Origin of the sequence: Streptomyces sp. QH1-20 (assembly GCF_041283565.1) — a bacterium.
In the GTDB taxonomy this organism is placed as follows: Bacteria; Actinomycetota; Actinomycetes; order Streptomycetales; family Streptomycetaceae; genus Streptomyces; species Streptomyces syringius.
This window is the reverse complement of record NZ_CP166299.1, coordinates 3,860,478-3,875,434: the sequence shown is the minus strand read 5'-3', so window position 1 is coordinate 3,875,434 and position 14,957 is coordinate 3,860,478. Positions and strand designations below refer to the sequence as shown.

Sequence of the window (14,957 nt, the reverse complement as noted above, 5' to 3'; positions counted from 1 at the left end):
ACGCATGATGCGCGCAGGGGACCGGGGCTCCGATGCCGACAGGAAGGGGCGGACCGCTACCCGGAGTACGTTTTGCCGAGGAGACAGCGATGTCGCAGCCGCAACCGTCCCGCCCCCACGCCCCCCAGGGCCCTGGCGACAAAATCGAGCCGGAGCCCCCGGCGGCCCCGAATCTCGACTTCGAGGGATCCACCCCGTACGAGGACTACGTCCGGGCGTCCGTCCTCACCCACCTCCAGAAGCCGCTCTCCGACGACCCCGGCGAGATGGTCTTCCTCGTCACCACGCAGGTCATGGAGCTGTGGTTCACGGTCATCGTGCACGAGTGGGAGACCGCCGCGAAGGCGCTGCGCGAGGACGACCTGCCGACCGCCATGGCCGCGCTCAAGCGCTCCACCTACGAGCTCGAATCGCTCAACGCCTCCTGGAAGCCGCTCGCGCACCTGACGCCGGTGCAGTTCAACGGCTTCCGTGCCGCGCTCGGCGACGGCTCGGGCTTCCAGTCCGCGATGTACCGCCGGCTGGAGTTCCTGCTCGGGGACAAGGCCGCGTCCATGCTGGTCCCGCACCAGGGCACGCCAAGGGTCCACGCCGAGCTGGAGAAGGCGCTGCACGAGCCGAGCCTGTACGACGAGGTGCTGCGCTACCTCGGGCGGCTCGGCCACGCGATCCCCGACAGCGTCCACGACCGTGACGTCTCCGAGCGGTACGTCCCCGACCCGGCGGTCGAGGAGGTCTGGCAGCGCGTCTACGCGGGCGACCAGAACAGCGAGGCCTGCCGACTGGGCGAGGCCCTGACCGAGGTCGCGGAGCTGGTCTGGCGCTGGCGCAACGACCATCTCGTCGCCACCCGGCGGGCCATGGGCTCGAAGGTGGGAACGGGCGGTTCGGCGGGGGTGGCCTGGCTGGAGCGGCGCGCGACGAAGAACGTCTTCCCCGAGCTGTGGACGGCGCGCAGCCATGTCTGACCTCGACGCAATATCGAGCGAAGCGGCCACGCTCGACGCCGCCGACGAACTCCGCGCCAAGCGCGACGCGTTCGCCCTCGACGACCTCGCCGAGGGCGCCTACCTCGACGGGAACTCCCTCGGCGCCCTGCCCCGCGCCGTCGCCGGCCGGCTCGCCGACGTCGTCGAGCGCGAGTGGGGGCGGCTGCGCATCCGCTCCTGGGACGAGTCGGGGTGGTGGACCGCCCCAGAGCGGGTCGGGGACCGGATCGGCCGGCTCGTCGGGGCCGCACCCGGCCAGGTCGTCGTGGGCGATTCGACGAGCGTCAACGTCCTCAAGGCCGTCGTCGCCGCCGTCCGCATGGCCGGCGAGGAGCGCGACGAGATCCTCGTGGACGAGGCGACGTTTCCCACCGACGGCTACATCGCCGAGTCCGCGGCCCGGCTGACGGGCCGTACGCTGCGGCCCGTCGCGGCGGGCGACCTGCCCGCCGCCCTCGGCCCGCGCACCGCCGTCGCGCTCGTCAACCACGTCGACTACCGCACCGGCCGCCTGCACGACCTGCCCGGTACGACGGCCGCCGCGCACGCCGCCGGGGCGCTCGTCGTCTGGGACCTGTGCCACAGCGCGGGCGCGCTGCCCGTCGGGCTCGACGCGCACGGCGCGGACCTCGCCGTCGGCTGCACGTACAAGTACCTCAACGGCGGCCCCGGCTCACCCGCGTACCTCTATGTGCGGCGCGAGCTGCAGGACCGCTTCGACTCGCCGCTGCCCGGCTGGAACTCCCACGCCGACCCCTTCGCCATGGCCCCCGCCTACGCCCCCGCCGAGGGCGCCGCCCGGGGCCGGGTCGGCACCCCCGACATCCTGTCCCTCCTCGCCCTCGAAGCGGCCCTGGACGTGTGGGACGACGTGAGCATCGAGGCCGTACGGGCCAAGAGCCTCGCCCTCACGGACTTCTTCCTGCGCCGCGTGGAGGAGTACGTGCCGAAGGGCCGCCTGGAGTGCCTCACCCCCACCCCGCACGGCGAACGCGGCAGCCAGGTGTCGCTGCGCTGCCCCGACGCGGGCGAGATGATGGCCGAACTCGTCCGCCGCGGCATTGTCGGCGACTTTCGCCGTCCGGACGTCCTGCGCTTCGGCTTCACCCCGCTCTACACCTCCTTCGCCGACGCGGAGCGGGCGGCGCGGGTGCTCGCCGAGGTCCTGGCCGAGGTGCCGACGCCATGACCGAGGACCTCGACGACATCGAGTTCGCCGCGCTGTGCGGCCTTCCCGACGTCACCCCGGACGAGACCGTCGCGTACGGCGACCACCCCAGCCAGGTGGTCGCCCACTACGCGGCGGCCCGGCCGACGGGCACCCGGGTGACGCTCCTGCACGGCGGCTTCTGGCGCGAGATCTACGACCGGTGGCACCTCTCGCCGCTGGCCGCCGAGCTGGCCCGGCAGGGCGTGGACGTGGCGCTCGTGGAGTACCGCCGGCTCGGCGGGGACGGCGGCACGCCGCAGACCTTCGACGACGTCCTGGCTGCCCTGCGGGCCCTGGAGGCGCGGGAGAGGCGGTCCCGTCGGCCCGCCGCCCGGCATCTGCTCGCCGGCCACTCGGCGGGCGGCCACCTCGCCCTCTGGGCGGCGTCCGCGTCCGGCCGGGCCGCCGCCGCCCCGGCCGTGGACGGGGTCGTCGCCGTGGCGGCCGTCACGGACCTGGAGTGGGCACGGGAGCTGCGGCTCGGCGAGGGCATCGTCGAGGAACTGCTCGGCGGGGCCGACGGGCGGGACGTCGACCCCGTGCGGTGCCTGCCCGCCCGCGCGCCCGTGACGCTCCTGCACGGGGCCGCGGACCTGGTCGTGCCCGTCGAGTTCGCCCACCGCTACGCCGCCGCCGCCCGCGCGGCGGCCGGCGTGGCGGAGGTCCGTGCCCTCGGTGGTGTCGGTCACTTCGCGCCTGTGACTCCCGGCACAGCCGCGTGCGCGGCGCTGGTGGCCGCCCTCACCGGACAACCGCACGTCACAGCCGTGCCGTAGCCACGTAGTACTTGAGACGGACCCCCACAGATCCGCATCCGTGCGGACGCTTTCCGCGAACCCCTTGCCTACGGTTGTTGACGTGACCGACACCTATGAGACCGCCCCGCGCAATGAGCTGCGGATGGCGAAAGGCGCCCTGAGCGGGCTCCGCGAGGACCTGTTCACCGACGCCTTCGCCTTCCGCCCGCTGCCGCCGCTCGCTGCGGACCACGTCCTGGTCCGCAGGCTGCCGCGGCGTGCCGGGCGCTACACACGGTGGTTGCCGCACGCGGCACTCGTCGGTTTCACCTTCGTCGTCATGATGGGGACCGCCGAACGCGAGGGCAGCTCCTTCGGGCTCTTCGCGGCGATGATGGTCGGCGTGCCGATGGTCATGACCCTTTTCCGGCCGGTCGGGGCGTGGTGGCTGTCGATCGGCTCGATGGTCTTCACCGGCGTGTTCCTGGGCACGTACAGCTTCGGGCCGTGGTCCCCGGGCGGCTTCTTCTCCCACCTCGCCGTGATGCTGGTCGTGGCACTGCGCACGCGCCCGCGCACCGCGGCCGAGATGTGGCTGCTCACCGGTGCCATAGGCGTCTTCTTCGCCGTGTTCCTGCGCACGGTCCAGCCCTACGGTGACGGCTACGTCCTCTCCGACATGTTCCAGATGATGGTCTTCTCCGGGTTCGTGCTCTTCGTCGTCCTCGCCGTGCGCGGGCTGCGCGAGACCAAGCAGCAGGTCGTCGCGCAGGTGGCCGTCACCGAGGTCGAGCGGTCCCGGCGGACCGTGCTGGAGGAGCGCACGACCATCGCCCGCGAGCTGCACGACGTGGTCGCGCACCACATGTCCGTCGTCGCCATCCAGGCCGAGGCCGCCCCCTACCGGGTCCAGGACACCCCGCCCGAGCTGGCCGCCGCGTTCCAGACGATCCGGGAGAACGCCGTCGCCGCGCTGACCGAGCTGCGCCGCGTGCTCGGCGTCGTACGGTCGGAGAACCCCGATGCCTTCGCCGACCCCGAGGCCCCGCAGCCCACCCTCGCGGCCCTGGACGGGCTGCTGGACAACGTCCGCTCGGCCGGACTGGACGTCGAGAGGGTCACGACGGGCTCGGTGCGGCCCCTGCCGCAGGGCGTGGAGCTCTCCGCGTACCGCATCGTCCAGGAGGCGCTCAGCAACGTGCTGCGCCACGCCCCCGGCGCGCAGGCGCGGGTGGAGATCTCCTACGTCCTCGGCGGCCTCGGCCTGCGGGTCGTCAACGGCCCGCCGAACCGGCTGGCCAAACCCTCCCCGGGCGCCGGGCACGGGGTGCTCGGCATGCGCGAACGCGTCACCATGCTCGGCGGCGAGATGGCGGCGGAGGCCACCGACGAGGGCGGCTACGAGATCGCCGCGTTCCTGCCCGTCGCGGTCGGCGAGGCAACGGCATGACCATCCGTGTGCTGATCGTGGACGACCAGATGATGGTCCGTGAGGGCTTCTCCGTCCTGCTGAACGCCCAGCCCGACATCGAGGTCGTCGGCGAGGCCGTGGACGGCCGGCAGGCCGTCGAGCAGGTCGCGGCGCTGCGCCCCGACGTCGTTCTGATGGACATCCGCATGCCCGTGCTCAACGGACTGGAGGCGACCCGCGAGATCGTCGCCGCCGACGAGGGGGCGAAGGTGCTGGTGCTCACCACCTTCGACCTCGACGAGTACGTCTACCAGGCACTGCGGGCCGGAGCCAGCGGCTTCCTGCTCAAGGACGCCTCGGCCCGCCAGCTCGCCGACGGCGTGCGCGTCGTCGCCGACGGCGAGGCGCTCCTCGCGCCCACCGTCACCAAGCGGCTCATCCAGGAGTTCTCCCGCCTCGGCACGCCCAAGCCGCCCAGCCAGGAGCGGATCGCCGATCTCACCGAGCGCGAGACCGAGGTCCTGGTCCTGGTCGCCCAGGGCCGCTCCAACTCCGAGATCGCCACCCGTCTCGTCGTGGCCGAGTCCACCGTCAAGACGCACGTCAGCCGCATCCTGGTGAAGCTGGGGCTGCGCGACCGCACCCAGGCGGCGGTCTTCGCCTACGAGGCCGGCCTGGTGACGCCGGGCGGCTGACAGCAGGCTGCCGGAGGGAAGAGAGCCTCAGCGCGGCAGCGTCAGCCGCCACGCCCCCGGCCGGACCGTCCAGGTGCGGCTGCGGACCGGGCCCGCGCCCACCTCGTCGGCGCGATAGCGGAAGTCCGGCCCGGAGACCGTGACCGCGCGGGCCCGGGCCCGCACCGGGCGGTCCGCGGAGCGGTGGTGGACCACCACCTCCGCGCGGCCGTCCACGACCGACACCGTCACCCGCTCCACCAGCTGGTCCAGATCCGCCAGCAGCACCCCGTCCGCCTCCACCCGCAGCCGGGTGCAGGACGGCAGCGAATGGCGCGCAGCGGGGCCCGTGAGCAGCGCCAGGGCCGTACGGGCGGTCCGGGCGGCCGGGGACCACCAGCTCTGGTGCCCGCCCGCCGTCAGGGCCTGCCGCCGGGACACGGCCGGCCCGGCGGGACCGACGGGGCCGACCGGCCCGTCCAGGCCCTCCGGCACGCCGTCCGGGTGCCGGGGGCCCTCCGGCCCGTCCCCGGCCGCCCCCGCCGCGTACGGGGCCGCTCCCGGGACGTATCCGTCCGGCACGCACACCTCGCCCAGCACCACCCCGTCGCTGTCGTCGACCAGCAGGTCCAGCGGATGCGGCGCGCCGTCCAGCACCGCCCGGGCGGCCGCCACGGGCCCGCGCGGCACGCCGAGCGCGTGCGCCAGCGCGACCGTGTGCGGCGCGCCGACCGGGACCACCGACAGAGTGGATTCGGCCAATTCCCGCCGTCGGTGCAGCAGGCCCACGACCCGCAGCAGCGCACGGTCGTCGCCGATCACGACCGGACGTCGGCCACGTCGCGACAGGGCCCTGGAAACATCCTCCGGGCCGTCCGTGAGACAGATTTTCGCCACCGCCCCGGCGCACAGGACATCCCTCGCGATCCGCACGGACTCGCCGTCCGCACGCCGTGCGACCGGGTCGATGATCACGAGCAGAGGCTGCCCGGTCGGGTCTGGAGCCGACACCTCGGTCCTTCCTCAGGTAATCTCTCGGTGCAAGAGCCCCTGTCGCTGTTGCGCCAGGGGCTTCGTCTATCCGGGGCACCGGTTCGACGGCTCTAGCGATGGTGCACCCCCGCACAAGGCGGGATTACGCCACCACGCACGTTGGACATGCCCCGCCCGGAAGGGGTGTACGCCTGTGCCCGCACTTGTGCTGCTCGGTGCTCAGTGGGGTGACGAGGGCAAGGGAAAGGCCACCGACCTCCTCGGTGGATCCGTGGACTATGTGGTGCGCTACCAAGGTGGCAACAACGCCGGCCACACGGTCGTCGTAGGCGACCAGAAATACGCGCTGCATCTCCTCCCCTCCGGAATCCTCTCGCCGGGGTGTACCCCGGTGATCGGCAACGGTGTCGTCGTCGACCCGGCGGTCCTGCTCTCCGAGCTGAGCGGACTCAACGAGCGCGGCGTGGACACGTCCAAGCTGCTGCTCAGCGGTAACGCGCATCTGATCACGCCGTACCACACGACCGTCGACAAGGTGACGGAACGCTTCCTCGGCTCGCGGAAGATCGGCACCACGGGCCGCGGTATCGGCCCGACCTACGCGGACAAGATCAACCGCGTCGGCATCCGGGTCCAGGACCTCTACGACGAGTCGATCCTGACCCAGAAGGTCGAGGCTGCCCTCGACTTCAAGAACCAGATCCTCGCGAAGCTCTACAACCGCCGGGCCATCGAGGCCGGCGCGATCGTCGAGGAGCTGCTCACCTACGCCGAGCAGATCAAGCCGTACGTGGCCGACACGACGCTGATCCTGAACAACGCCATCGACGAGGGCAAGGTCGTCCTCTTCGAGGGCGGCCAGGGCACGCTGCTCGACGTCGACCACGGCACGTACCCCTTCGTGACCTCGTCGAACCCGACCGCGGGCGGCGCCTGCACGGGTGCCGGCGTCGGCCCCACGAAGATCAGCCGGGTCATCGGCATCCTCAAGGCGTACACCACGCGCGTCGGTGCCGGCCCGTTCCCGACCGAGCTGTTCGACAAGGACGGCGAGGCGCTGCGGACCATCGGTGGCGAGCGCGGTGTGACCACCGGCCGTGACCGCCGCTGTGGCTGGTTCGACGCGGTCATCGCCCGCTACGCGACCCGCGTCAACGGCCTGACGGACTTCTTCCTCACCAAGCTCGACGTGCTGACGGGCTGGGAGCAGATCCCGGTCTGCGTCGCGTACGAGATCGACGGCAAGCGCGTCGAGGAGCTGCCCTACAGCCAGAGCGACTTCCACCACGCGAAGCCGATCTACGAGATGCTGCCGGGCTGGTCCGAGGACATCACCAAGGCGAAGACCTTCGCCGACCTGCCGAAGAACGCGCAGGCGTACGTGAAGGCGCTGGAGGAGATGTCCGGCGCGCCGATCTCCGCGATCGGCGTCGGCCCGGGCCGCACCGAGACGATCGAGATCAACTCGTTCCTCTCGTAAGGCACGGCTCGTCAGGCACTGCTCGTCAGGGCCTTCGCTGTGACAGCGCCCCGGTGGTTCCGCCACCGGGGCGCTCGGCGTTTTCCGTCAGCTCCGCTTGGTGTAGGTCAGCGGTTCCTTGTCGGTGCCGATGAACCGCCGGCTCAGACTGCCGTCCGGCAGCAGGGTCAGCTCGGTGGCCTCGCCCGGCTGGCAGGAGGTGGTGGGCTCGGCGACGGTGACCCGGGACGGACCGAGCCGCAGCGGTCCGCCGGCGGGCGCGGCCGCGCTCAGGTCGGCGACCCAGGCGCAGCGGTAGACGGTGCCGTACTCGTTCGTGCCGTGGCCGCTGATGTCGGCCACGGTCGTGCCGACGGGCCCCTGCCGCAGGACGATCCGGCGGGTGTTGGCGCCGCCGGCCGTCCGGAAATCGGACTCCCAGGTGCCGATGAACGCCTGGGGGACCGGGCCGGAGGAGGGGGTGACCTTGGCCTGGCCGGGCGTCGAGGCCCCGGCGGAGGCCGAGGGCCCGGCGGTCGAGGGCCCGGACGTCCCGCCCGTGGCGCCGGGCGTCGTGGTCGGCGAGGTGACCGGGCCGGGGCCGCCGCGCCCCTCGTTGTTCGTCTCCCGGTTCAGCAGGTACACCGTCCCGCCGCCCGCGAGCAGCCCGGCGGTCACCACCGCCGCCAGCACGAAGGGCGCCATGGACCGGCGCCGCTCGGGCGGGGCCGGCGTGGTGTACACCCCGGAGTCGTAGGGGCCGGGGCCGTACGGGCCCGGGTGCGGGTGGCTCTGGAAGGCGGGGGCCACGGGCGGGGCGGGGTTGGCCGGGGGCAGCGGCTGGGCGGCCGGTCCGGCGGTCACGGTCGGCAGGTCCACCGGACGCCCGTCGGGGCGCGGGTCCACCTGGGTCAGCGGGTTCGCGGCGGCGGGGTCCTCGACGTCGAGCAGCCGGACCGCGTGCCGCCCCAGCTGGGCGACGATGCCGCCGGGCAGCCAGGGCTCGGCCGAGCGCAGGTCCGTCAGCAGGTCCCGCACGCCTGTACGCTCCAGGGCCTGCTCGGGCGTGGGGCGGTCGGCGGGGTCCTTGGCGAGGAAGTCGGCTATCAGCGGCCGCAGCGGCTCGGGCACGCCGGTGAGATCCGGCTCCTCCTGGGCGATGCGGTAGAGCAGGGCGTGGACGCCGCTGTCCGCCGTGCCGAAGGGCATCCGGCCGGTCGCGGCGTAGGCCAGCACCGCGCCGAGGCAGAAGACGTCGCTGGCGGCCGTGACCTTGGCGCCGCGCACCTGCTCGGGCGACATGAAGCCGGGCGAGCCGACGGCCGCGCCGGTGCGGGTGAGGTTGTTGTCGGTGACGGTCTCCAGGGCGCGGGCGATGCCGAAGTCGATGACGCGCGGGCCGTCCAGGGTGATCAGGACGTTCGACGGCTTGAGGTCGCGGTGGACGATGCCGGCGGCGTGGACGGCCTGGAGGGCGCGCGCGAGCCCGGCGCCGAGGATGCGGACGGTCCGCTCGGGCAGCGGCCCGTAGTCGCGGTCGACGACCTGCCGCAGGGACGGTCCGGCGATGTAGCCGGTGGCGACCCACGGGATGTCCGCCTCGGTGTCCGCGTCGAGGACCGGCGCGGTCCACTCGCCGCCGACCTGCCGGGCCGACCGCACCTCCTGTCGGAAGCGCCTGCGGAACTCCTCCTGGCCGGCCAGCTCCCGCTGGACGAGCTTGACCGCGACCGTACGGCCCCGGTCCGAGCGGGCCAGATAGACCCGGCCCATGCCGCCCGCGCCCAGCCGGCCGAGCAGCCGGTACGCGCCGAGACTGTGTGGATCTCCTGGCTGCAGACTGTCCATGATGTCGCCTTCCCCCGGTTCCCCCGATGACCCCCCGGTGTCGTCCGGGGCGCCCTGCCGAGGCCCTTGCTTCGAGACTGCCGCACGCAGCCCTCGCGGGAGAATAGCCGGACACCAAAGAGCCGGGGCCCGCACCGTGAAAGTGCGGGCCCCGGCCCCGGTCTCGCCCTGGGATCAGGCGGGAACGATGTTCTCCGCCTGCGGGCCCTTCTGGCCCTGCGTGACGTCGAAGGAGACCTTCTGGCCCTCCTGCAGCTCGCGGAAGCCCTGGGTGGCGATGTTCGAGTAGTGGGCGAACACGTCCGGGCCGCCACCCTCCTGCTCGATGAAGCCGAAGCCCTTTTCCGAGTTGAACCACTTCACGGTGCCGTTAGCCACGACGATCTCCTTATAGATCCCGGTGCCGGAATTCCGCACGGTGCGCAATTCCGTGTCGCGTTGATGTCCCCGTCCGGGCCTATGGCCGTAAACAACAGAGCGCCTGAGGTCACAGACCGTCAGGCGCACACGTTATATGGGTACCAAAACTGCAACTGGAAAGGACCGTAGCACGCCCCCGGCCGCCGCAGGGGATTTCCGTAAGAGTAATTCTCGGGCGTCGCGGCGGGCCGGTGAACCCGCCGCGAACGGCCGGTGTCCACAACCCGGCAGTATGTCCACGGGCGGCCCGAGAGCCCTACACAGTGCCGGTATCCGCCGCCGTGCCGCGCTTTCTACGCTGGCGGCCCCCGCGTCCCCACCTCTGTGAGGCAATCAGCGTGAGCACTCTTCCCGACCCCTCCGCCGGCGCCGAGGTCAAGGCCGCCGACCGCGCGCACGTCTTCCACTCCTGGTCCGCCCAGGGCCTCATCGACCCGCCGGCCGTGGCCGGTGCCGAGGGCGCGTACTTCTGGGACTACGACGGAAACCGCTACCTCGACTTCTCCTCCCAGCTCGTCAACACCAACATCGGCCACCAGCACCCCAAGGTCGTCGCCGCGATCCAGGAGCAGGCGGGCCGGCTGTGCACGATCGCGCCGGGCTTCGCCGTGGACGTACGGTCCGAGGCCGCGCGACTGGTGGCCGGGCGCACCCCCGGCGACCTCGACAAGATCTTCTTCACCAACGGGGGCGCCGAGGCGGTCGAGAACGCCGTCCGGATGGCCCGGCTGCACACCGGCCGCCCCAAGCTGCTGAGCGCCTACCGCTCGTACCACGGGGCGACCGCCGCGGCGATCAATCTGACCGGCGACCCGCGCCGCTGGCCGTCCGACACGGCCTCGGCGGGCGTCGTGCACTTCTGGGGCCCGTACCTCTACCGCTCGCCGTTCCACGCGACGAGCGAGGAGGAGGAGTGCGCGCGGGCCCTCGCGCACCTCGAGGACACCATCGTCTTCGAGGGCCCGGGGACCATCGCGGCGATCATCCTGGAGAGCGTCGTCGGCACCGCCGGCATCCTCGTGCCGCCCGCCGGCTATCTCGCGGGGGTGCGGGAGCTCTGCGACCGCCACGGCATCGTCTTCATCCTGGACGAGGTCATGTCGGGCTTCGGGCGCACGGGCCGCTGGTTCGCCGCCGACCACTTCGGCGTCACGCCCGACCTGCTGACCTTCGCCAAGGGCGTCAACTCCGGCTACGTCCCGCTCGGCGGCGTCGCGATCTCCGCCGAGATCGCCGCGACCTTCGACCGCCACCCCTACCCCGGCGGCCTCACCTACTCCGGCCACCCGCTCGCCTGCGCCTCCGCCGTCGCCACGATCGACGCGATGGCCGAGGAGGGCATCGTGGAGAACGCGGACCGCCTCGGGGAGCACGTCCTCGGCCCCGGGCTGCGCGCGCTCGCCGAGCGCCACCGGAGCGTCGGCGAGGTGCGCGGCATGGGCGTCTTCTGGGCGCTGGAGCTGGTCAAGGACCGCACCACCCGGGAACCGCTGGTGCCCTACAACGCGGCGGGCGAGGCGGCGGCCCCCATGAACGCCTTCGCCGCGGCCTGCAAGAAGTCGGGTTTGTGGCCGTTCGTGAATATGAACCGCACCCATGTCGTCCCGCCCTGCACCCTCACCGAGGACGAGGCACGGGAAGGACTCGCGATTCTGGACGAGGCACTCACGGTGGCCGATACCCACACGGTCTGAGGACGCCGTCTGATCCCGATGGTCACCGGTGTGTACCGTTCGTCCTTCCCGCGCGCACATTCGTACGTTCCGCGACGGCCCTCGCCTATCTTGTTGCGAGGGCCGTTCGCACGCGGGCGCGCGGTCAGGGAAGGGGAAACGGACACGATGCCCGGCAGCGATGCTGTCAAACGGACGACGCTGCGCTCACAGATCGCCGACGCCCTGCGCGACGAGGTGATCGCGGGGCGGCTCCCGGCCGGCCGGCAGTTCACCGTCAAGGAGATAGCCGAGCAGTACGGCGTCTCGGCGACCCCTGTGCGCGAGGCGCTGCTCGACCTCTGCTCCCAGGGGCTGCTCGACGTGGAGCTGCACCGGAGCTACCGCGTGCGCGAATTCACCTACGCGGACTTCCGCGACATGATCGAGGCGCGCACGCTGATCATCGAGGGCATCTTCCGGCGCTCCGCCCAGCAGGCGGTGGACTCCGCGACCCCCGAGGCGCTGGCCTCGGTGCGGCGCCGGGCGGAGGAGGCCGGGCGGGCGGCCGCGGCCGGGGACCTCGACATCCTCATCGGCTACGACCTGAGGTTCTGGCGGGAGCTGTGCTGCCTCGTCGGCAACCCGTACATCTCGGATTTCCTGGACCGGGTCCGGGTGCAGGGCTGGATCTTCACCGTGCCGCTGCTGCGGCGGCTGCCGGAGCTGCGCGGGCGGCTGTGGCAGGGCCACGGCGAGCTGGTGGCGGCCGTCACCAGCCGCGACGTGGCGGAGGCCCAGCGGCTCATAGCGGCGTACAACGCTCATTCCCTGAACTTGATCGAGCAGCTGACCGAATAAGGTCGAAGGCGCTCGATCGGGACCAGCCACAAACGGAACAGGATCCGGAATGAAGATAACGCCGAACTTGCACCCTGCAACCGTCTGAGGACACAGGTCTCGCGATGTCAAAGACTCAGCCGTCGGACGCGTCCGGCCCCACGGAATCCGGCACGGACGCGCCCCCGGACGGGTCCGCCGCTACGCCGTCCGTCACCCAGCCCGGCTCCGGCGCCATCCCGGCCCAGCCGACCGGCGCACCGCCCGTCGACCTCTCGGTGATCGTCCCGGCGTACAACGAGGAAGGCCGGCTCGCCCCCAGCCTGGAAGCGATCCGCACCCACCTCGGCACCCTCACCACCGGGAGTGGCCGCCGCCTCCGCTGGGAGCTGATCGTCGTCGACGACGGCTCGACGGACGCCACCGCCGAGGTCATCGAGGAGGCCTCGGCCACCGAGGCGCGCATCCGCCTCCTGCGCACCCCCGCCAACCGCGGCAAGGGCCACGCCGTACGCACCGGCGTGCTCGCCTCGCGCGGCCGCCGCGTCCTGGTCACCGACGCCGACCTGGCCACCCCCATCGAGGACCTGGACCTCCTCCAGCACCGTCTCGACGAGGGCGCCACCGCCGCCGTGGGCTCCCGCGCGCTGCCCGGGTCCCGGATCGCCGTGCGCCAGCACGCGCTGCGCGAGCTCCTCGGCGGTGCGGGCGCCCGGCTGATACGGGCCGCCGCGGTGCCCGGCATACGGGACACCCAGTGCGGCTTCAAGCTCTTCGACGGCGACAAGGTCCGCGCCGCCTTCACCCGCTCCCGCCTGGACGGCTGGAGCTACGACGTCGAGATCCTGCGCCACTTCCACGAGCGCGGCTGGCCGGTCGCCGAGGTCCCCGTCCGCTGGGCGCACCAGCCCGGCTCCAAGGTCCGCCCGCTCGCCTACCCGACCGTCCTCGCCGACCTCGTACGGCTGCGCTGGCGCGCGGTCCGCCCGGTGCAGATCATCGTCCCCGCGCTCTACCTCTTCTTCGCCTTCGTGCTCTACGGCGGGCTGTGGGGCAACCTCGGCAGCGGCTATCTGGCGGACTCCGGCTCGGACCAGACGCAGTGGGAATGGTTCTTCGCCGTCACCGCCGACAACGTGGCGAACCTCCACAACCCCTTCTTCACCGACCTGCAGAACTTCCCCCTCGGTGTGAACCTCATGGCGAACACCACCATGCTGGGCCTCTCCGCCCCCCTCACGCCCGTCACCCTGGCCTTCGGCGCGCATGTGACCTGGGCGATCGTGCTGACCGGCGGGCTCGCCGCGACCGCCATCGCCTGGTACTGGCTGATCGCCAAGCGCTTCGTGCGCTCCCGCTGGGCGGCCGCGCTCGGCGGAGCCTTCTGCGCCTTCGCGCCGCCGATGATCTCGCACGGCAACGCGCACCCCAACTTCGTCGTCTTCTTCATGTTCCCGCTGATCATCGACCGGCTGCTGCGACTGTGCGAAGGCAAACGCACGACGCGGGACGGGGTGGTCCTCGGGCTGTTCCTCACCTACCAGATCTTCCTCGGCGAGGAGGCGCTGCTGCTGGCCGTCTGCGGTCTCGTGCTCTTCGCCGTCGGCTACGCCATCGCCTCCCCGGACGTGGCGAAGGCTGTCGCACCGCCCCTGCTGCGCGGCCTCGGGATCGCCGCCCTCGTCTGCCTGCCCCTGCTGATCTACCCGCTGAGCTGGCAGTTCTTCGGCACGCAGAGCTACCACAGCGTGCTGCACGGCCAGGTCGGCAACCACCCGATGGCGCTGCTGGAATTCGCCACACGCTCGCTGGCCGGTGACGAGAAGGTGGCCGCCTCGCTGTCGCTGAACCGGACCGAGGAGAACGCGTTCTTCGGCTGGCCCCTCGTCGCCCTCACCGTCGTCCTCGTCGTCCACCTGCGCAACCAGCCGCGCGTGCTCGCCCTGGGCGGGACCGCGCTGGGCGCCGTCGTCCTCTCGCTCGGCCAGAACATCCCGCTGCTCGGCACCGACCGGACGCTGCCCGGCCCCTGGCGGCTGCTGGCGCAGATGCCGCTCTTCGAGTCGGTCATCGAGTCCCGGGTGGCCATGGTCGCCGTGCCCGCCATCGGCATCCTGCTCGCCCTCGGCTGCGACCGGCTGGCGGTCACCCGGCTGCGCAGCGAGCGCGAGACCTCGCACCGGCTGCTCGGCTGGGCAGCTCTCGCGGTGGCGCTGCTGCCGCTGGTGCCCACCCCGTACCGGACCGTCGAGCGCGACCCCACCCCCGCGTTCCTCGCCGACGGCACCTGGCGCACGTACGTACGCCCCGGCCACTCGCTGGTGCCCGTCCCCGTGCCGAGCCCCTCCGACACCGCAGCCCTGCACTGGCAGGTGGACGCCGACCTCGGCTTCGCCTTCCCCGGCGGCTACTTCAACGGCCCCTGGGGCCCGGACCGCATCGGCATCTACGGACCCGAACCGCGCGCCACCGGTGAACTGCTCCGCAAGATCCGCGAGACCGGCAAGGTGCCGGCCCTCGGCGCCCGGGAGCGCCGCGACTTCCGCACCGACCTCGGCTTCTGGCGCGCGGACGCCCTGGTCCTCGCCCCGCAGGACAACGTGCTCCCGTTGCGCACGGCCGTGACACGGCTGACCGGCGAGGAGCCGAAGCGGATCGGCGACACCTGGGTGTGGGACGTGCGCGACGACAGATGAGCCGTGGGGCCGCGAGGCCATGACGCGC

General features: G+C 72.4%; 12 protein-coding genes. 9 read left to right on the top strand and 3 right to left on the bottom strand.

The genetic code is table 11. From position 1 onward, the window contains the following. The first annotated feature begins 89 nt into the window (after positions 1-89). From AB8O64_RS17330 to AB8O64_RS17310, 5 genes are all read left to right on the top strand, one after another. Positions 90-968, top strand: coding sequence for a tryptophan 2,3-dioxygenase family protein (locus AB8O64_RS17330; RefSeq protein ID WP_370419915.1), 879 nt, complete (start codon positions 90-92; stop codon positions 966-968). Beyond that, positions 961-2,178 (top strand): kynureninase, encoded by a 1,218-nt coding sequence (kynU, locus tag AB8O64_RS17325; RefSeq protein ID WP_370419914.1) that lies wholly within the window; start codon positions 961-963, stop codon positions 2,176-2,178. Before AB8O64_RS17330 ends, kynU begins: the two co-directional genes overlap by 8 nt. Further along, positions 2,175-2,975, top strand: coding sequence for an alpha/beta hydrolase (locus AB8O64_RS17320; RefSeq protein WP_370419913.1), 801 nt, complete (start codon positions 2,175-2,177; stop codon positions 2,973-2,975). The genes kynU and AB8O64_RS17320 overlap by 4 nt, the downstream gene beginning before the upstream one ends. Before the next feature lie 82 nt (positions 2,976-3,057). Continuing rightward, the gene (locus AB8O64_RS17315) at positions 3,058-4,386 is read left to right on the top strand and encodes a sensor histidine kinase (protein ID WP_370419912.1); all 1,329 of its coding nucleotides are present in this window, start codon (positions 3,058-3,060) and stop codon (positions 4,384-4,386) included. Further along, the gene (locus tag AB8O64_RS17310; protein ID WP_130878734.1) at positions 4,383-5,042 is read left to right on the top strand and encodes a response regulator transcription factor; all 660 of its coding nucleotides are present in this window, start codon (positions 4,383-4,385) and stop codon (positions 5,040-5,042) included. Before AB8O64_RS17315 ends, AB8O64_RS17310 begins: the two co-directional genes overlap by 4 nt. 27 nt (positions 5,043-5,069) lie before the next feature. Here AB8O64_RS17310 and AB8O64_RS17305 read toward each other — a convergent pair whose 3' ends face one another. Next, on the bottom strand, positions 5,070-6,032 hold the full coding sequence (locus tag AB8O64_RS17305) for a hypothetical protein (protein ID WP_370419911.1): 963 nt from the start codon (positions 6,030-6,032) through the stop codon (positions 5,070-5,072). 175 nt (positions 6,033-6,207) lie between these two features. Here AB8O64_RS17305 and AB8O64_RS17300 point away from each other — a divergent pair, with 175 nt between their 5' ends. After that, complete coding sequence (locus AB8O64_RS17300) at positions 6,208-7,494, top strand: adenylosuccinate synthase (RefSeq protein WP_130878736.1); 1,287 nt, start codon at positions 6,208-6,210, stop codon at positions 7,492-7,494. A gap of 87 nt (positions 7,495-7,581) precedes the next feature. Here the strand turns inward: AB8O64_RS17300 and AB8O64_RS17295 are convergent, their stop codons facing one another. Further along, a complete protein-coding gene (locus tag AB8O64_RS17295) occupies positions 7,582-9,321 on the bottom strand; it encodes a serine/threonine-protein kinase (protein WP_370419910.1) in 1,740 nt (579 codons plus the stop codon). Positions 9,322-9,495: 174 nt separating this feature from the next. Continuing rightward, on the bottom strand, positions 9,496-9,699 hold the full coding sequence (locus tag AB8O64_RS17290) for a cold-shock protein (RefSeq protein WP_356458284.1): 204 nt from the start codon (positions 9,697-9,699) through the stop codon (positions 9,496-9,498). Positions 9,700-10,079: 380 nt separating this feature from the next. Here AB8O64_RS17290 and AB8O64_RS17285 point away from each other — a divergent pair, with 380 nt between their 5' ends. The 3 genes from AB8O64_RS17285 to AB8O64_RS17275 all read left to right on the top strand — a co-directional run bounded on the left by AB8O64_RS17285 (position 10,080) and on the right by AB8O64_RS17275 (position 14,929). After that, on the top strand, positions 10,080-11,435 hold the full coding sequence (locus AB8O64_RS17285) for an aspartate aminotransferase family protein (RefSeq protein ID WP_370419909.1): 1,356 nt from the start codon (positions 10,080-10,082) through the stop codon (positions 11,433-11,435). Positions 11,436-11,582: 147 nt separating this feature from the next. Next, a complete protein-coding gene (locus AB8O64_RS17280) occupies positions 11,583-12,254 on the top strand; it encodes a GntR family transcriptional regulator (protein ID WP_130878740.1) in 672 nt (223 codons plus the stop codon). Between the two features lie 104 nt (positions 12,255-12,358). Beyond that, the gene (locus AB8O64_RS17275; protein WP_370419908.1) at positions 12,359-14,929 is read left to right on the top strand and encodes a glycosyltransferase; all 2,571 of its coding nucleotides are present in this window, start codon (positions 12,359-12,361) and stop codon (positions 14,927-14,929) included. Positions 14,930-14,957: the final 28 nt, after the last annotated feature.

What these genes read in the sequence shown, in the direction of transcription:
- AB8O64_RS17320 (WP_370419913.1), top strand. Translation starts at nt 2,175, where the DNA reads ATGACCGAGGACCTCGACGACATCGAGTTCGCCGCGCTGTGCGGCCTT.
- AB8O64_RS17280 (WP_130878740.1), top strand. Translation starts at nt 11,583, where the DNA reads ATGCCCGGCAGCGATGCTGTCAAACGGACGACGCTGCGCTCACAGATC.
- AB8O64_RS17330 (WP_370419915.1), top strand. Translation starts at nt 90, where the DNA reads ATGTCGCAGCCGCAACCGTCCCGCCCCCACGCCCCCCAGGGCCCTGGC.
- AB8O64_RS17295 (WP_370419910.1), bottom strand. Translation starts at nt 9,321, where the DNA reads ATGGACAGTCTGCAGCCAGGAGATCCACACAGTCTCGGCGCGTACCGG.
- AB8O64_RS17310 (WP_130878734.1), top strand. Translation starts at nt 4,383, where the DNA reads ATGACCATCCGTGTGCTGATCGTGGACGACCAGATGATGGTCCGTGAG.
- kynU (WP_370419914.1), top strand. Translation starts at nt 961, where the DNA reads ATGTCTGACCTCGACGCAATATCGAGCGAAGCGGCCACGCTCGACGCC.
- AB8O64_RS17275 (WP_370419908.1), top strand. Translation starts at nt 12,359, where the DNA reads ATGTCAAAGACTCAGCCGTCGGACGCGTCCGGCCCCACGGAATCCGGC.